We start from the raw sequence: 13,390 nt of genomic DNA, 5'->3' as shown, positions 1-13,390 counted from the left end.
AGATATACGGGATGAATCACAGTGGAGCGAGACCCAGATCAGGGTTCGTATGCCACCCTCACGTGGCGAGATCGTCCGGCAAGACTTGAAAGGCCGTGTACCGACTCAACGGCCGGAGCACACGAAAGTCCCTGCGGTCCAGCGTCAGAATCCGATCGGTATCGAAATGATCCGCCAGCACGACACATGTCGCGTCGACGATATCGAGGTTGAGATCGTAGTACGCAGAGCGGATCTCGAGTGCCGAACGCAATTGTGGGGCACCGATTTCCCCAACGACGATACGCGTTTCAGCGATGCGGTCAGCCAGTCTGCTCAGTACCGCGTCCGCCACCTTTCGGCCCGCGCGAACACTCGCCACGTGGTGAACCTCGGTCAAGGCCAGCGGGCTCACCACCAACGCACTCGCGGCATCGGCCGCACGCCGCACCGCGAAATGTTCCGGATCGGATCGATTGAACATCGCAAGCAAGCCTGAGGTGTCAGCGACAACAATCACGCGGGTCGATTCATCGCGTCGTGAATGTCATCCTTGCCGATCGGCCCACCCATGTCGAAGGTGTCCTCATCGTCGACCAGAGGCTCATCCCACTGACGATGGCGCATGAGGTACTCCCGAACCGCGTCCCTGGTGATCTCGTGCTTCGAACGCCCCTCGCTCTCAGCTTGCGCCTCTAGCGCAGCCTCTTCATCCGCGGGAAAACGCATCGTCCAAGCCATAATTCGATGATACCACCTGTGATACCAAATCGATCAGGGCAGTACGGAACCAGTCAGGTTCCTGTGAGGTTCCTGGATCCGGTCCCGAGTGGAAGCGGGGGCTCATAGCCTGCGAAACGCATTCATTTCAGACGATTGAGGACACTCATTTATGCGTAAGTCACTCTGGGCGACCGGGCTCGCGCTCGCCGCCACCGCCGTACTGAGCTCCCTCGGCGGCGGCGGGCTGCTGTCGGGCCTGTTGTCCGGCAGCGACTCCTAGCTCGAACCCGGTCGGCCCATCCCCGATGGTGGACCGTAATCGCCCCCGGAAAACTCGGGGTGCTGTAGATCACATATGTCGGTATGCTGGGTGGATGCCCCATAACCCAGGCTGGGTCAGACGGAACAGTTTCGCCGCCTGGTTCGGTTACACCTCGATACTCGTCTCATTCGGCACCTGCGCAATGGCTTTGGCCGCTGCCGCAAGTGGATACGCCGGTTGGGCGTTGATCGCGGGCGGTATATGCGCCGCCACCGCCATCACGAGCCTGACCATCTTCGGGTCGACAGTGCACAGCGACCACGTCAAACACCACACCACGCCGCGGCTGCTCATGGATTGCTGGGAGGAGAGTCCAGATTTCGCGCAGCTGCGCGGACTCCCCGCGGCTATCGAACCCAAGCGACTCCAGTAGTCGCCGATAGAAAAAGCCGCAGGTTTCCCGACCTGCGGCTTCGGCGTGTCGAACTCGGCTGCGCGCTGAGCGAATTCACCACCGGAAGACCGGGCATAAGGGTTGCGCCCGATTCCATAGCGGGTCCCCGATATTCGCGGACGAACGGTACGACACTCGCTTGCTCAACTGCCGTTCGGCGATTCGCTCCACCAACAGCGGAATGAATTCCCGAACCCGATGCCCTTCGAAATCGCGGTGTATTCCGCGCACTTCCTCACCGACAACCCGCGCCGTCAAATGCGGGAATTTAGCGGCCAGCCGGGCGACGAGCTCGCTGATCTGCCGCTCCTCTTCGGATGCCGTCATGCTCTGGTTTCGCCTCCATACGCAAACGGGGTACGCCGGCAGCCAACTTCCTCATCAGGTTGCGCGGCGGACTGGACAACGGCCTCGCGGGGCCGCACCCACAAAACTGTCATGAGAAGCGAGCACTTTGCTCCCTCGAATCCCTTTGTGGCACAACCCGTCAGCTAGTCGGCACCAGAGGTCCTCGACAACGACACCTGCAAACGACAAATGAAAGCACATTTGTCGTTTGCAGCCGGAAACGATCGCTAGGTGACCGAATCGAGCGAGGAGAACACCACCACGTTGGACTGGTAATTCTTGGCGGATTGATCGAAATCGCCTCCGCAGGTGACCACTTGGAGGGTAGCCCCGCCGCGCGGACCGTAAACCAGCTGGTCCGGAAACTCGGATTTGAGATACATGCGCACATCGGTGACCTTGAAATGCGCGGTCTTACCGTCCGCGCGCTTCACATCGATCATGTCGCCCGCTTTGACCTTCTTGAGAGAGAAGAAGACGCCTTCGCCCTTATAGGAGTCGACGTGACCGAGGATCACCGCCGAACCCTGCTCACCGGGCGCGGGACCCTGCTGATACCAGCCCGCCTGCTGATAGTCCGCCGGGACCTGAACCGTTCCATCGACGTTGAGCCCCAACGAGATCAGCGAACCCGATGCCTTGATCGAGGGGATATCGAACGAGACCGGCGTGGATCGGGTGACCGATGCCGCCGTCTGCACTTTGGCGGGGGTCGCCGCGGTCGTGGTCGAGGCCGCGGTGGTCTCGGTGGATCCGCACCCGGTGACCAGGGCGGTGATGACCGCCAGCGCGGCGACAAGGGCGGCGAGTGGAGTCCGCCGAATCCTCGCCGCGCCCTTGATGTTTCGACTCATCGCGCGCTCACGACGCACGCCATACCGCCCGCTCCGGTCTCCGGTGCGCCCTTGGGTATGACATATCCGCCCGCCGGAGTCTTATCGGTGACGGCCGTGCCGCCGGGGATACCGGTGGTCGCGCCGACCGGAATCGCCATGCCGTACACCGTGTCCGGTCCCGCGGCCGCCGCGCCGACGGCGATCAGATCGATGCCGCCGAGTCCGCCGGTCTGCACACCGCCGCCCGCGTTCCCGCCGACCTGCACACCCCCACCGGTCTGCACACCACCACCGGCAGTGCCACCGACCTGAACGCCACCACCGGTTTGGACGCCGCCGCCCGCGGTGCCACCGATCTGCACACCGCCTCCAGTCTGCACGCCACCGTTGCCGGTGCCGCCGACCTGAACGCCACCGCCGGTCTGCACACCGCCGTTGGCGTCACCGCCGACCTGCACACCGCCACCGGTCTGCACACCGCCGTTGGCGTCACCACCGACCTGAACGCCACCGCCGGTCTGGACGCCGCCATTGGCGTCACCGCCGCCTTGGACGCCGCCATTGGCATCGCCGCCGACCTGCACACCGCCGCCGCTCTGCACGCCACCACCGGCATTTCCACCGGCTTGGGCACCGCCGCCCGCCTGGGCACCGCCACCGGCCTGCACCCCTCCCCCGGCGTTCGCACCGACGCTCGGCGCAATGGTGACGCCGACACCGCCGCCACCGGCCTGTACGTCGACCCCGAGGCCGAGGCCCGCATTCGCCCCCGGACCGTTCCCGCCGGGGTTCGCCCCAACGTTGCCACCGCCATTGAGATCGACACCCAGCCCGAGGCCCGGGGCGGGTGGAGTCGTCGTGGGAGGTTCCGCGCCGACCGACGGTGCGCAAAGCGCGACTGCTGCTACGGCGGCCGCCACCACCGTGAATGTCCTTGCCGACATTATGAATTCACTTCCAGACGTTGTATCCCGATGCCCTTCCTTCGGACCTTTCGGTCTGTCCGTTACCCCGATCACTCGCGAATTTGCGAAGCTCGGGCAATACGGGAGCAAATAAAACCGGACGTCCGTTCAAGTCCCCGAGGTGAGCGACCTGTTTTCGCCCGAAAGGTTGACACCGCGGACCCATCGGCAGCAGGCTGGATCCGGTTGTCGGCGACCCTCGCAGACTTCGAAGGACGCTCGGCAGCGCTCGGAGACTCGACGGATGCGGGTTCTCACCCGCACTCCCATCTCGTAGTTCGGACCTGAAACCTACCGACGCGGAGGTTGGAATGTCTGACCGCAAAGGCCGAAAACCCGGCCAGATGGCGAACAAGGTCAAGCAGGACATGAAGGACCAGGGCCAGCGCATGGCCGACGGCATGGACCGCATGGCCGATGATGCCAAGCGCGATATGGACCGGCTGGGCGACGGCATGAAGCGCGAAGCCCAGCAGGCGCGCTCGGGGATCAAGGATATGAACGAGGAGATGAAGGAGAGGCTGCAGCACCACTAGCCGTGCGCAGTCCGAACGGCCGGTCCATCCTCCTCCCGATGGACCGGCCGTCTCAGGTCAGGACCATGACCGCGATACCCGCGGCGACGACGCAGGTGGCCAGGATTCGAGGCTTGCCGAAGCCCTCCTTGAACCAGACCGCGCCGATCACCGCCGCGATGATGATGCTCGATTCCCGCATCGCCGCGATCGAGGCCAGCGCACCGCGGGTTTGCGCCCACAGCACCAGCCCGTAGGCCGCGACGCTGAGCACACCGCCGAGCAGGCCGATATGCCATACCGGCCGCACGCGCGGCCACAGCTTCGGTCCGATCCAGGCGAAGACCAGCACCGGCATCGCGACCTCGCCGAGCAGCATGAGCCAGGCGATATAGCCGAGTGTGCTGTGCGACAAGCGGATTCCGGTGCCATCCACGACCGTGTACGCGGCGATCACCAGACCGGTGGTGACGGCCGCGCCGATCGCGGCCGGGCGGCTCGGATTATCGCGGCGGCCCCAGAAGACCAGGAACCCGAGGCCCATCGAGATCAGCAGCACACCGGCGAGCTGTCCGGGGCCGGGCGTCTCGCCCAGCGCGATGGCCGCGACCAGCGCCACCACCAGGGGCGCGGTACCGCGCGCCAAGGGATAGGTCTGGCTGAGATCGCCGAAACGATAGGACAGCATGAGCAGTCCGTTGTAGAGGATGTGCAGCACAGATGATGCCGCAAGATATGGCCAGCTGCGCGAATCAGGTGCTGCCGCAACGAGAATCATGGGAATCGAGCACAGCACACAACCCAGTGGCACCAGCGTCAGCGCGGCGGCCTTATCGGGAATCCAGTGCGCGATGGCATTCCAGGCCGCGTGCAGGACCGCGGCCACCAGCACCGCGATGAGAACGGTGACCGGAACACCGGCCGTGGCGGGAACGGACGAGGCGAAAACCATTGGCGGGACTCTCTACTCGGTACCACCTGAGTTTTCGGGTAGCACAATAGGAGTCCTCCAGGCTTTTATCCCTTCAGATGTCGGCGGCCGGCAGGTTGCCGTCCACCGAGGCGTAGCTCGGTCCAGTCCACCCACACCTGATTGTGTTGTCGTTCAGGCGGTGTGCGCGCGGAACCCTATACGCTGTCATCGCCGACCCTAGCGGTAACCGGGCGTTCGCGCGAATCGCTCGTCAGGCCGGGCTGTTCCTTGCTCGGAAATGGCCTTCGCGCAGTGGAAATCACGCTCACACACGATGCCTTCCAGCACACCTCGCAGGTATTTCCGCAGGATCAACCTGATCGCAACTGTTGGCCGGATGCGGGTCATCGACAAGGTTGAGAAGTACATACGCCGATCGGCGGGCTGCGAGCGAGGACGGGAACCTATGGCATCGACACCAATGCACCTGGGCGTGGCCCTGGACGGCGCGGGCTGGCATCCGACGGCCTGGCGGGAACCGAACTCGCGTCCCGCCGAACTGTTCGATGCCCGCTACTGGGCGGATCTCGCCGCCATCGCCGAACGCGGGCTGCTGGATTTCGTGACCATCGAGGACGGTCTGGGAGCGCGGCCCGCATCCGGAGACGCCGCCGTGCACGCCCGGCTGGACGCCGAATTGATTGCCGCGCGGCTCGCACCGGTGACCAGCCGCCTGGGGCTGATCCCGGTGGTGACGACCACGCATACCGAACCGTTCCACGTATCCAAGGCGCTCGCCACCCTGGACTACACCTCGCACGGGCGGGCCGGATGGCAGGTACGGGTATCCGGAACTGCCTCGGAGGCAGCGCTTTTCGGCAGGCGCACGGTGACCGACCTCAGCACCGCCGAGTTGGCCGAGGCCGTGGCCACCGGCCGATTCCCGCAGGCGGTGCACGAACTGTTCGACGAGGCGACCGATGCGGTCGAGGTGGTGCGCCGACTGTGGGACAGCTGGGAGGACGATGCCGAGATTCGCGATATCGCCACCCGGCGTTTCATCGATCGCGACAAATTGCATTACGTCGATTTCCAGGGGAAGTACTTCAGCGTGCGGGGCCCGTCCATCACCCCGCGCCCGCCACAGGGACAGCCCGTGGTGACGGCACTGGCGCACGCGCCGCTCATCTACGAATTCGCCGCTCGCGGTGCGGATCTGGTGTTCGTCACCCCGACGCGCGAGGACGGTCCCGCACCGATCGTGCGCCAGGTCGCCGAGGCCGCCGAGCGGGTCGGGCGCGATGGCGAACCGCTGCGGGTGTATGCCGATCTGGTCGTGTTCCTCGATAACGGCGACGGCACCGGGGCGGAGCGGCTGGCCCGTCTCAACGAGCTCGTCGGGCGCGAATTCGTTTCCGATGCAGCCGTTTTCGCTGGAAGCGCCGAGGATCTGGCGGATCTGCTCGCCGCCTGGCAGGACGCCGGGGTCGACGGTGTGCGCCTGCGGCCCGGTGTCGCCGTCGACGATCTCACCACCGTCGCCGATGTACTCGTGCCCGTGCTGCAACAGCGTGGCCTGTTCCGCACCGGCTACGCCGAGAACACCCTGCGCGGGCTGCTCGGACTGCCCACCACCGTCCCCAATCGATACGCGAACGCCTGAGCGAGGCCATCCATGAGCACATCCCGTAAGCAGGTCATCCTCGGCGCATACCTGGGCGGCGTGAACCACAGCACCGCGTGGTGGCATCCCGAGGCGGGCAGCCAGATCGACTTCGACAGCTTCGAGCACACCGCGCGCACCGCCGAACGCGGCAAATTCGACTTCTTCTTCCTGGCCGAGGGACTCATCCTGCGCGAGCGCGCGGGGCAGATCTTCGATCAGGACATTATCGGCCGCCCGGACACCCTCACCGTGCTGGCCTCGCTCGCCGCGGTCACCGAGCATCTGGGGCTGGCGGGCACCATCAACACCACGTTCAACGAACCTTATGAATTGGCAAGGCAATTCGCGAGCCTGGATCATCTGTCCGGTGGTCGCGCGGCGTGGAACGTCGTCACCTCCTTCGACGAGTTCACCGGGCAGAACTTCCGGCGCGGCGGCTATCTCGCGCCCGCCGATCGGTACGCTCGCGCCGAGGAGACGCTCAATGCCGTTCGCGCGCTGTGGGATTCGTGGCGCGAGGACGATCTGGCGGCGGATAGGGAATCCGGCCGATTCCTGGCCCGCGCCGAGGCCGGTGAATTCGCCTTCCACAGCGGACAATTCGATATCGCCGGACGTTTCGACGTCCCGCGCAGCCCGCAGGGACGGCCGGTGATCCTGCAGGCCGGTGTCTCACCGCAGGGGCGGGCCTTCGCCGCCGCGAACGCCGACGCCATCTTCTCCCCCTACGGCAAGCTGCCGGAGGCGGCCGAGTTCTATCGCGATATCAAGGCGCGCGCGGTGGCAGCCGGGCGCTCGGCCGACGACATCAAGATCCTGCCGTCGGCGAGCTTCGTGCTCGGCGACACCGAGGCCGAGGCGATCGAGAAGTATCACGCGATTCGCAATGAGCAGGTCACCGGGCAAACCGCGCTGATCCTGCTGGAGCAGATCTGGAATCGCGATCTGTCCGCCTACGATCCGGAGGGTCCGGTGCCCGCCATCGATCCGGATCCCGATGCGCCGCCGATCATTCAGGGCCGCGCGTTCGTACACCAGGATCGCTTCGCGACCGCACAGCGGCTGCGCGATGTCGCCGAGGCGAAGAAGCTGACGCTGCGCGAGGCCGTCATCGATCAGTTCGAACGCGGTCCGCTGGTCGGCACCCCGGCGCAGGTGGCGCAGCAGATCGATGATTTCGTGAGCAATGACGGCTCGGACGGGTTCATTCTCGGCTCGCATCTGGTGCCGTCGGGGCTGGACGAATTCGTCGATCGGGTGGTGCCGCTGCTACAGGACCGCGGCGTGCTGCGCACGGAGTACACCGGAAACACATTGCGCGACAACCTCGGTCTGCCGCCGGTGCGGTCCGCCGTCGCGGCCGAGGGCTGATGACCGGGCACCAGTGTGGTCGTGCGCTATCCCAGCGCTTCGACCTGATCGGCGACCACACCGGTGAGGATCGCGCGCGCCACCGCGAGTAGCTCCGCCACCTTGGGCGAGGTGAGCTCGTAGGTAACCGAGAGCCCGGTCCGGCAAGCCCGCACCAAACCGGCGCGCCGCAGAATCGACAGCTGCTGGGAGAGATTCGCCGCTTCCACGTCGATCTCCTCCAGCAGCTCCGAGACCGCGTGCGCACGCACACTGAGCAATTCGAGAACGCGAATGCGCACGGGATGGCCCAGTGTTTTGAAGAACTCAGCCTTCATTTGATAGAGCGGCCGCTGCATCGATGGCATTACGTGGCCACCCTTTCCGCCAGGTGAATCAGATTTCGAGCTCTTCCTCGATGTCCTTCAGCCGATGCCTGGCCAATGCCAGGTTGCCGCGCTGGCGGTCGAGGGCGACATAGAGAAACAGACCGCCGGCCCTGCGACCACGCGTCGGCCGGATGAGATGGTACTGGCTGCCGAGCGTGATGAGGACGTCTTCGATCTCTTCATTCAGCCCGAGTTGATCAATCGTGCGAAGCTTCGCACGCACCAGTTCGGTATTGCCCGCCGCGGCGACTTCCAGGTCCAAATTCTTCGAACCGCCGAGGGTGCCGAGCGCCATACCGCTGCCATAGTCGACGACGGCGGCACCGAGCGCGCCGTCCAGCATCATCATGTCTTTGAGCGCAATGTCCATATTGGCCATGATCATTCCTTTCCCGCATCGCCAAAAGCCTTGGCGTGCCGAGACGCTACCTGCGGCGCGGACGAATCACAGTTGATTGCTGAAGAATTCCGCAAGGTATGCAATTCACTATTTCTGCAATCAGCAAAACCGCTGCCCGCCGATCAGCCCGCAGTTCGCCGGCGGGTACCGTTGGGCAGTGAACCCAGCAGATACGCGCCGCCTCAAAGACGGTGATCTAGAGACCCGCAAGGACAACCTACGAGCTCTGCTCGATCGGGCCGCTGAGGGTGACACATCGGCTCGGGAGACGCTGCGGGCGCTCGTGCGCGATTATTCGGGCTCCCATCGCACGCTGTACAGCCTGGCCTTGAATCGGGCGGAGGTCTTCGGGGACGAGACCTTGCGCGAACCGCTGCTCGCCGCGCTCGGCGACACACGGTACAACTGCCAGGCGTGGGCGGCGATGGGGTGTGCGGCGCTCGGGTTCCACGATGCGGTTCCCGGATTGATCGCACTGCTGGACCATCCGCAGGAGATAGCGCGGGAGCAGGCGGTGATCGCGCTGGGGGTCCTCGGGGACGAGTCGGTGGTCCCGGCGCTCACGCCCGTACTGCGGGATCAGATCGCGGGAATGCGCGAACGGGCCGCGGAATCGCTCGGCATGATCGGCGGCGAGCAGGCCCTCGCCGCGCTCTGGGATGAGTTCGAGAATCGCCGGTACTACCGCATCGGATATATCGCGAGCGCGCTGTCCACGTTCGCCCCGGACGTCATCCCGCGACTGTGCGAAGCGGCCGAGAGCACCGATCCGAACCAGCGCTACTGGGCGGCCGTCGCGCTCGGTTCGACGGGCGACGACCGTGCCGTGCCGACGCTGGAACGGCTGATGGCGAATGACCGGGGCTCGACCGTATTCGACGGCATGGTGAACGTCGCCGCGAAGAAGGGGCTGCGCACACTGCGGCGAATCCAAGCCGCGATCGCAGCCCGCGAAGGCTGAAGAACGGATTCAGTCGATCTTGACGCTCATACCGTAGTCGATGGTGTTGTGGTGCGGGGACGTCACGGTGAGCTGGTAGGAACCGTTGACGGGCAGGACAACTCGGGTCCACTGGTTCTGGTAGGACAGGGTGCCGGTCGGGCCGGTGACGGTGACGACGACATCGGACCAGTTGGGGTTCGCGTCGACGATCATGACCTGACCGCCGCGGGCGTCGACCCGGTAGCTGTCGTGGCTGAAACCGGTGAGACGGCCACTGACATAACCGTTATCGGTGCCGTAGGCGAAATAGATCTGACGCACGTCGTCGGCGCCGGCGGTGCCGCTACCCAGGATGGTGGCGGCGGACGCGGCGGCGAGGACGGCGGTGGCGAGGAATTTCTTTGTCATGGCACCGATGGTGGGCGGCGCGACCAATCAGATCCCAAGCGCGGACTAACGACGGAAACCGGGCGGTTGGGCGCCCGGGAGGGATTGCGGCAGGCCGAAATTGGCGAAGACGGAGTTCTCGAATGCGGTCATGGCTCGAATTCCGTTGTCGGCGACGGCTATTACGAGCAGTCCGGCGGCGTGGATGCCGTCGGGTGTGTGCCGGTAGATCCCGAATGCCCGCTGACCGTTGGCTCGCGTGGGCAGTAGGTCGAATCTCTTCGCCGGGCCGAACAGGAACGCCAGGAAACGCGCCGCGCTGTCTCGGCCCTGGTACTCCAGCGGTAGCGGGGGCATCGATATGAAGACGTCGTCGGTCAGTAGGGCGACCACGGCGTCGATATCGGCGGATTCGTAGGCGCTGACGAACTTCGCCACGATCGCGTCCTCAGCGGGCGGTCGCCCCGGGACGATGGTGTCCCGCATGCCCGCACGTGCGCGTTTGAGGGCGCTCTTCACCGATTCGACTGTGGTGTCCAGCATTTCGGCTACTTCACTCGCACGGAATCCGAGCACATCGCGCAGGATCAGGACCGCCAGCTGGCGCGGCGGCAGGATCTGCAACGCGGTCACGAAGGCCAGGGAGATCGACTCGGTCTGCTCGTACCGCGCCTCGGGTCCGAGCGGCACGCTCACCGCGCCGTCCAGCAGGGCATCGGGATATGGCTCCAGCCAATGGATTTCGCCGAGTCCGGTGGGTTCGGGCGGTTCGATTCCCGGGATGTCCCACTGCTTCGCCGGACGGCGGCGAGCCGAGCGCAGCGCGTCCAGGCAGCGGTTGGTGGCGATGCGGTAGAGCCAGGTGCGCAGCGACGCGCGCCCGTCGAATCGTTCGAGGCCGCGCCATGCGGCGAGCATGGTGTCCTGGAGCGCGTCCTCGGCGTCCTGGAATGATCCGAGCATCCGATAGCAGTGCACCTGTAGTTCGCGACGGTGCGGCTCGGTCAGCGCGCGGAATGCCTCACCGTCGCCGTCCCGCGCCCTCGATATCAGATCTGTTCTCGGCACTCCCGCCTCATTCCCTGTGTACGGCTCCATGCGGTATGGACGTCGGCCGAGGCGAGAACGGGGCGGTCGGCCCCGCGCCCCCTTTTCCGATGCGTCGGCGTCAGAACCGGTGACAGCCGACAGCATTTCAAAGGAGTACGGAAATGGGAAAGATCGTCATCAGCGCGAATGCCACCCTCGACGGCGTGGTCCAGGACCCGGACGGCCAGGAAGGGTTCGGGCCGGGCGGCTGGTTCCACCGATTCGTCGCGGCCGAGGACCTGCAAGCGTGGACCGCCAATGAGACCGGGGAAGTACTGCGCGCCGAGGCGCTGCTGCTGGGCAGGCGCAGCTACGAATGGTTCGCGACCCGGATGCACGGCGCGGACGTCCGGGTGAGCCCCGAGTGGGCGGACACAATGAACGGACTCCCGAAGTACGCGGTGTCCTCGACCCTCGTAAACCCGGAGTGGAACAACACCACCGTCCTCAACGGTGATGCGGCAAAGGAGATTTCGGAGCTCAGGCGGCGGGTGGACGGAGACGTCCTGGTCTACGGCAGCTATCAGCTCGTGCGCACACTACTGGCAGAACACCTGGCCGACGAACTGCGCCTGACCGTCTTCCCGGTCGTCCTGGGAACCGGCCAGCGCCTCTTCGACGAGATTGGCGACACCACACCGCTGCGTCTGGCCGACACCCGGAAGATCGGCGACGGCCTGGTGTTCTGCACCTACGAATTCCTGCACGGCTGAGGGCTTTTGATCGCCGCCGAATATTTCGGCGGCGATCTCAGTTCAGCCAGGCTCCGACCCCGGTGACCTTGGTCAGTCGCACCCGGATCAGGTGCCCCGGTCCCACCGCCGGATCGGCGAGGAAATCCGCGTCGGGACCGATATACGCCTTCCCCAGCCGATTCAGCAGGGCACGCCCATCCCCTCCCTCGACCACTTCCGCATGCCCTTCGGCGACAAGGTATTCGGCCAGCCCGTGGGCATCGATCACACCCGACTGATAGGAAATAGACACCCGCGAATCCCGTTGCAGATTCCGCACATACCGCTTGTCCAAGCTCATCGAGCCGATGCTCAGCGCATCGGCCTCGGCATGCGTCCACACACACCGCACATACGGCGACCCATCCTCATTGATGGTGACCAGGTGGGCAAGCAATCCGCCATTGATCGCCGCGGCGGCCTTCTCGGGCAAGGTAGTTGGCATGGGACAACGGTAGCCGCCCCGGGCCAATCGGCTCGGCAGCCGGTGCTCGGCTACTTTTACGAACTGAACCCGGAACGTCCGTACACCGTAGTGGTGTCAATAACCGACGATTCGAGGATCACCATGCGGATACCGTCCCGTCTGCTATTTGTCGGCGTCGCAGCCACCGGGCTCGCTGTCGGTGCCCTGCCTGCCACGGCCTCGGCTGCCCCGGGTAGCGGACTCCAGGCATCGCCGACCGCGCTGCGTGATCGTGGAGCGATCTCCGAGGCGGTTCCACCCGGTGGCCTGATCACCCGGTTCCTGCAAAACCAGGTCACCTACTGTTCGATCATCTGCCCGCTCGCCGTTCAGACCGCCACCACGGCCGGGACCGCGATCGGGCAGGCGCCGGGTGTATTCGCGGCCGCTTCGCAGGTTAGTGATCCGGTGACGGCGCTCGGCATCGCTGCGGCTTCGATCACCGGACCCGTGAGTGTCGCGGCGCAGCAGACCATTGACGCGGACGGAACGATCGTGGCGCCGCGGGCGCTGAACGCGTTCGAGGTGGGCGTGGTCGGGCTGCTCGATATCGGCCCGGCTGCCGCCGAAGGTGGACTTCCCGCGATCGACGCGGCAATCCAGACCGCCCGCCACGACACCTATACCGCGATGAATGCGCCGATCATGCCCTATCCTGCGCGTACCGTCGCCCCGCACGATGCCGTGCAGGCCGCGGTGATCGGGGTGATCGATGCGGGGGCGGCGGTCGTCTTCCCTGCTTTCAATACCGTCTTGTCCGCGGCATTCCAGGTGCCCGATGCCGCGGCGCGGGAACTCGCGGTGACCGGCGATCCAGAACAGGCGCTCGCCGCGGGGCTGGACTCGGCGGCCGCCGCGCAAACCGAGGCGCAAACCATCATCGCCGACGCGGTCGACAACGCCGTCGAGAAAGTCCTCGCCGCGACGCAGTAGCTCGGATATCAACGGCGAGAAGGCACCGCGGACCACGG

At 65.4% G+C, this 13,390-nt stretch carries 18 protein-coding genes; 7 read left to right on the top strand and 11 right to left on the bottom strand.

Annotated features, from left to right (window positions below; genetic code table 11):
* Window positions 1–58 precede the first annotated feature (58 nt).
* Window positions 59–499, bottom strand: a complete 441-nt coding sequence (locus tag AB0L82_RS06545) for a PIN domain-containing protein (RefSeq protein WP_364631953.1) — start codon at window positions 497–499, stop codon at window positions 59–61.
* The gene (locus AB0L82_RS06540) at window positions 496–720 is read right to left on the bottom strand and encodes a ribbon-helix-helix protein, CopG family (RefSeq protein ID WP_364631948.1); all 225 of its coding nucleotides are present in this window, start codon (window positions 718–720) and stop codon (window positions 496–498) included. The genes AB0L82_RS06545 and AB0L82_RS06540 overlap by 4 nt, the downstream gene beginning before the upstream one ends.
* Before the next feature lie 356 nt (window positions 721–1,076).
* Between AB0L82_RS06540 and AB0L82_RS06535 the strand changes: the two genes are divergently transcribed.
* Window positions 1,077–1,397 (top strand): hypothetical protein, encoded by a 321-nt coding sequence (locus tag AB0L82_RS06535; RefSeq protein WP_364631945.1) that lies wholly within the window; start codon window positions 1,077–1,079, stop codon window positions 1,395–1,397.
* A 75-nt stretch (window positions 1,398–1,472) separates the two neighbouring features.
* Here the strand turns inward: AB0L82_RS06535 and AB0L82_RS06530 are convergent, their stop codons facing one another.
* The 3 genes from AB0L82_RS06530 to AB0L82_RS06520 form a co-directional block, all read right to left on the bottom strand.
* Window positions 1,473–1,745 carry a three-helix bundle dimerization domain-containing protein gene (locus AB0L82_RS06530; RefSeq protein WP_364631943.1) on the bottom strand — a complete coding sequence of 91 codons (273 nt, stop codon included), beginning with the start codon at window positions 1,743–1,745 and terminating at the stop codon, window positions 1,473–1,475.
* Window positions 1,746–1,993: 248 nt separating this feature from the next.
* Window positions 1,994–2,620: a class F sortase gene (locus AB0L82_RS06525; protein ID WP_364631940.1), complete on the bottom strand. Its 627-nt coding sequence runs from the start codon at window positions 2,618–2,620 to the stop codon at window positions 1,994–1,996.
* On the bottom strand, window positions 2,617–3,546 hold the full coding sequence (locus AB0L82_RS06520; protein ID WP_364631937.1) for a hypothetical protein: 930 nt from the start codon (window positions 3,544–3,546) through the stop codon (window positions 2,617–2,619). Before AB0L82_RS06520 ends, AB0L82_RS06525 begins: the two co-directional genes overlap by 4 nt.
* Window positions 3,547–3,878: 332 nt before the next feature.
* On the opposite strand from AB0L82_RS06520, the gene AB0L82_RS06515 reads away from it, so the two are divergent.
* Window positions 3,879–4,103, top strand: a complete 225-nt coding sequence (locus AB0L82_RS06515; RefSeq protein ID WP_364631935.1) for a hypothetical protein — start codon at window positions 3,879–3,881, stop codon at window positions 4,101–4,103.
* A gap of 52 nt (window positions 4,104–4,155) precedes the next feature.
* Here the strand turns inward: AB0L82_RS06515 and AB0L82_RS06510 are convergent, their stop codons facing one another.
* Complete coding sequence (locus AB0L82_RS06510; RefSeq protein WP_364631932.1) at window positions 4,156–5,034, bottom strand: DMT family transporter; 879 nt, start codon at window positions 5,032–5,034, stop codon at window positions 4,156–4,158.
* A gap of 427 nt (window positions 5,035–5,461) precedes the next feature.
* Here AB0L82_RS06510 and AB0L82_RS06505 point away from each other — a divergent pair, with 427 nt between their 5' ends.
* Together AB0L82_RS06505 and AB0L82_RS06500 are read left to right on the top strand one after the other, a co-directional pair.
* The gene (locus AB0L82_RS06505; RefSeq protein WP_364631929.1) at window positions 5,462–6,658 is read left to right on the top strand and encodes an LLM class flavin-dependent oxidoreductase; all 1,197 of its coding nucleotides are present in this window, start codon (window positions 5,462–5,464) and stop codon (window positions 6,656–6,658) included.
* A 12-nt stretch (window positions 6,659–6,670) separates the two neighbouring features.
* The gene (locus AB0L82_RS06500) at window positions 6,671–8,032 is read left to right on the top strand and encodes an NtaA/DmoA family FMN-dependent monooxygenase (protein ID WP_364631927.1); all 1,362 of its coding nucleotides are present in this window, start codon (window positions 6,671–6,673) and stop codon (window positions 8,030–8,032) included.
* A 26-nt stretch (window positions 8,033–8,058) separates the two neighbouring features.
* On the opposite strand, the gene AB0L82_RS06495 is transcribed toward AB0L82_RS06500, so the two are convergent.
* Together AB0L82_RS06495 and AB0L82_RS06490 are read right to left on the bottom strand one after the other, a co-directional pair.
* Window positions 8,059–8,379 carry a metalloregulator ArsR/SmtB family transcription factor gene (locus AB0L82_RS06495; protein WP_364631925.1) on the bottom strand — a complete coding sequence of 107 codons (321 nt, stop codon included), beginning with the start codon at window positions 8,377–8,379 and terminating at the stop codon, window positions 8,059–8,061.
* A gap of 28 nt (window positions 8,380–8,407) precedes the next feature.
* Window positions 8,408–8,779, bottom strand: a complete 372-nt coding sequence (locus tag AB0L82_RS06490; RefSeq protein ID WP_364631922.1) for a hypothetical protein — start codon at window positions 8,777–8,779, stop codon at window positions 8,408–8,410.
* A 178-nt stretch (window positions 8,780–8,957) separates the two neighbouring features.
* Between AB0L82_RS06490 and AB0L82_RS06485 the strand changes: the two genes are divergently transcribed.
* On the top strand, window positions 8,958–9,761 hold the full coding sequence (locus AB0L82_RS06485; protein ID WP_364631919.1) for a HEAT repeat domain-containing protein: 804 nt from the start codon (window positions 8,958–8,960) through the stop codon (window positions 9,759–9,761).
* A gap of 9 nt (window positions 9,762–9,770) precedes the next feature.
* Here AB0L82_RS06485 and AB0L82_RS06480 read toward each other — a convergent pair whose 3' ends face one another.
* Both AB0L82_RS06480 and AB0L82_RS06475 read right to left on the bottom strand, forming a co-directional pair.
* A complete protein-coding gene (locus AB0L82_RS06480; RefSeq protein ID WP_364631916.1) occupies window positions 9,771–10,151 on the bottom strand; it encodes a hypothetical protein in 381 nt (126 codons plus the stop codon).
* 45 nt (window positions 10,152–10,196) lie between these two features.
* Window positions 10,197–11,198 carry a sigma-70 family RNA polymerase sigma factor gene (locus AB0L82_RS06475; RefSeq protein ID WP_364631913.1) on the bottom strand — a complete coding sequence of 334 codons (1,002 nt, stop codon included), beginning with the start codon at window positions 11,196–11,198 and terminating at the stop codon, window positions 10,197–10,199.
* A gap of 143 nt (window positions 11,199–11,341) precedes the next feature.
* On the opposite strand from AB0L82_RS06475, the gene AB0L82_RS06470 reads away from it, so the two are divergent.
* Window positions 11,342–11,932: a dihydrofolate reductase family protein gene (locus tag AB0L82_RS06470; protein ID WP_364631911.1), complete on the top strand. Its 591-nt coding sequence runs from the start codon at window positions 11,342–11,344 to the stop codon at window positions 11,930–11,932.
* 37 nt (window positions 11,933–11,969) lie between these two features.
* Here the strand turns inward: AB0L82_RS06470 and AB0L82_RS06465 are convergent, their stop codons facing one another.
* Entirely contained in the window at window positions 11,970–12,398 is a 429-nt protein-coding gene (locus tag AB0L82_RS06465) for a pyridoxamine 5'-phosphate oxidase family protein (protein WP_364631908.1), read from the bottom strand.
* On the opposite strand from AB0L82_RS06465, the gene AB0L82_RS06460 reads away from it, so the two are divergent.
* Entirely contained in the window at window positions 12,339–13,352 is a 1,014-nt protein-coding gene (locus AB0L82_RS06460; protein ID WP_364631905.1) for a hypothetical protein, read from the top strand. The genes AB0L82_RS06465 and AB0L82_RS06460 overlap by 60 nt on opposite strands.
* Window positions 13,353–13,390: the final 38 nt, after the last annotated feature.

It is taken from the genome of Nocardia sp. NPDC052001 (assembly GCF_040680615.1).
Lineage (GTDB): Bacteria > Actinomycetota > Actinomycetes > Mycobacteriales > Mycobacteriaceae > Nocardia.
The sequence above is the reverse complement of the archived record's forward strand: the minus strand, read 5'-3'. Positions and strand labels throughout refer to the sequence as shown.

What these genes read in the sequence shown, in the direction of transcription:
- AB0L82_RS06540 (WP_364631948.1), bottom strand. Translation starts at nt 720, where the DNA reads ATGGCTTGGACGATGCGTTTTCCCGCGGATGAAGAGGCTGCGCTAGAG.
- AB0L82_RS06535 (WP_364631945.1), top strand. Translation starts at nt 1,077, where the DNA reads ATGCCCCATAACCCAGGCTGGGTCAGACGGAACAGTTTCGCCGCCTGG.
- AB0L82_RS06530 (WP_364631943.1), bottom strand. Translation starts at nt 1,745, where the DNA reads ATGACGGCATCCGAAGAGGAGCGGCAGATCAGCGAGCTCGTCGCCCGG.
- AB0L82_RS06525 (WP_364631940.1), bottom strand. Translation starts at nt 2,620, where the DNA reads ATGAGTCGAAACATCAAGGGCGCGGCGAGGATTCGGCGGACTCCACTC.
- AB0L82_RS06520 (WP_364631937.1), bottom strand. Translation starts at nt 3,546, where the DNA reads ATGTCGGCAAGGACATTCACGGTGGTGGCGGCCGCCGTAGCAGCAGTC.
- AB0L82_RS06515 (WP_364631935.1), top strand. Translation starts at nt 3,879, where the DNA reads ATGTCTGACCGCAAAGGCCGAAAACCCGGCCAGATGGCGAACAAGGTC.
- AB0L82_RS06510 (WP_364631932.1), bottom strand. Translation starts at nt 5,034, where the DNA reads ATGGTTTTCGCCTCGTCCGTTCCCGCCACGGCCGGTGTTCCGGTCACC.
- AB0L82_RS06505 (WP_364631929.1), top strand. Translation starts at nt 5,462, where the DNA reads ATGGCATCGACACCAATGCACCTGGGCGTGGCCCTGGACGGCGCGGGC.
- AB0L82_RS06500 (WP_364631927.1), top strand. Translation starts at nt 6,671, where the DNA reads ATGAGCACATCCCGTAAGCAGGTCATCCTCGGCGCATACCTGGGCGGC.
- AB0L82_RS06495 (WP_364631925.1), bottom strand. Translation starts at nt 8,379, where the DNA reads ATGCCATCGATGCAGCGGCCGCTCTATCAAATGAAGGCTGAGTTCTTC.
- AB0L82_RS06490 (WP_364631922.1), bottom strand. Translation starts at nt 8,779, where the DNA reads ATGGCCAATATGGACATTGCGCTCAAAGACATGATGATGCTGGACGGC.
- AB0L82_RS06480 (WP_364631916.1), bottom strand. Translation starts at nt 10,151, where the DNA reads ATGACAAAGAAATTCCTCGCCACCGCCGTCCTCGCCGCCGCGTCCGCC.
- AB0L82_RS06470 (WP_364631911.1), top strand. Translation starts at nt 11,342, where the DNA reads ATGGGAAAGATCGTCATCAGCGCGAATGCCACCCTCGACGGCGTGGTC.
- AB0L82_RS06465 (WP_364631908.1), bottom strand. Translation starts at nt 12,398, where the DNA reads ATGCCAACTACCTTGCCCGAGAAGGCCGCCGCGGCGATCAATGGCGGA.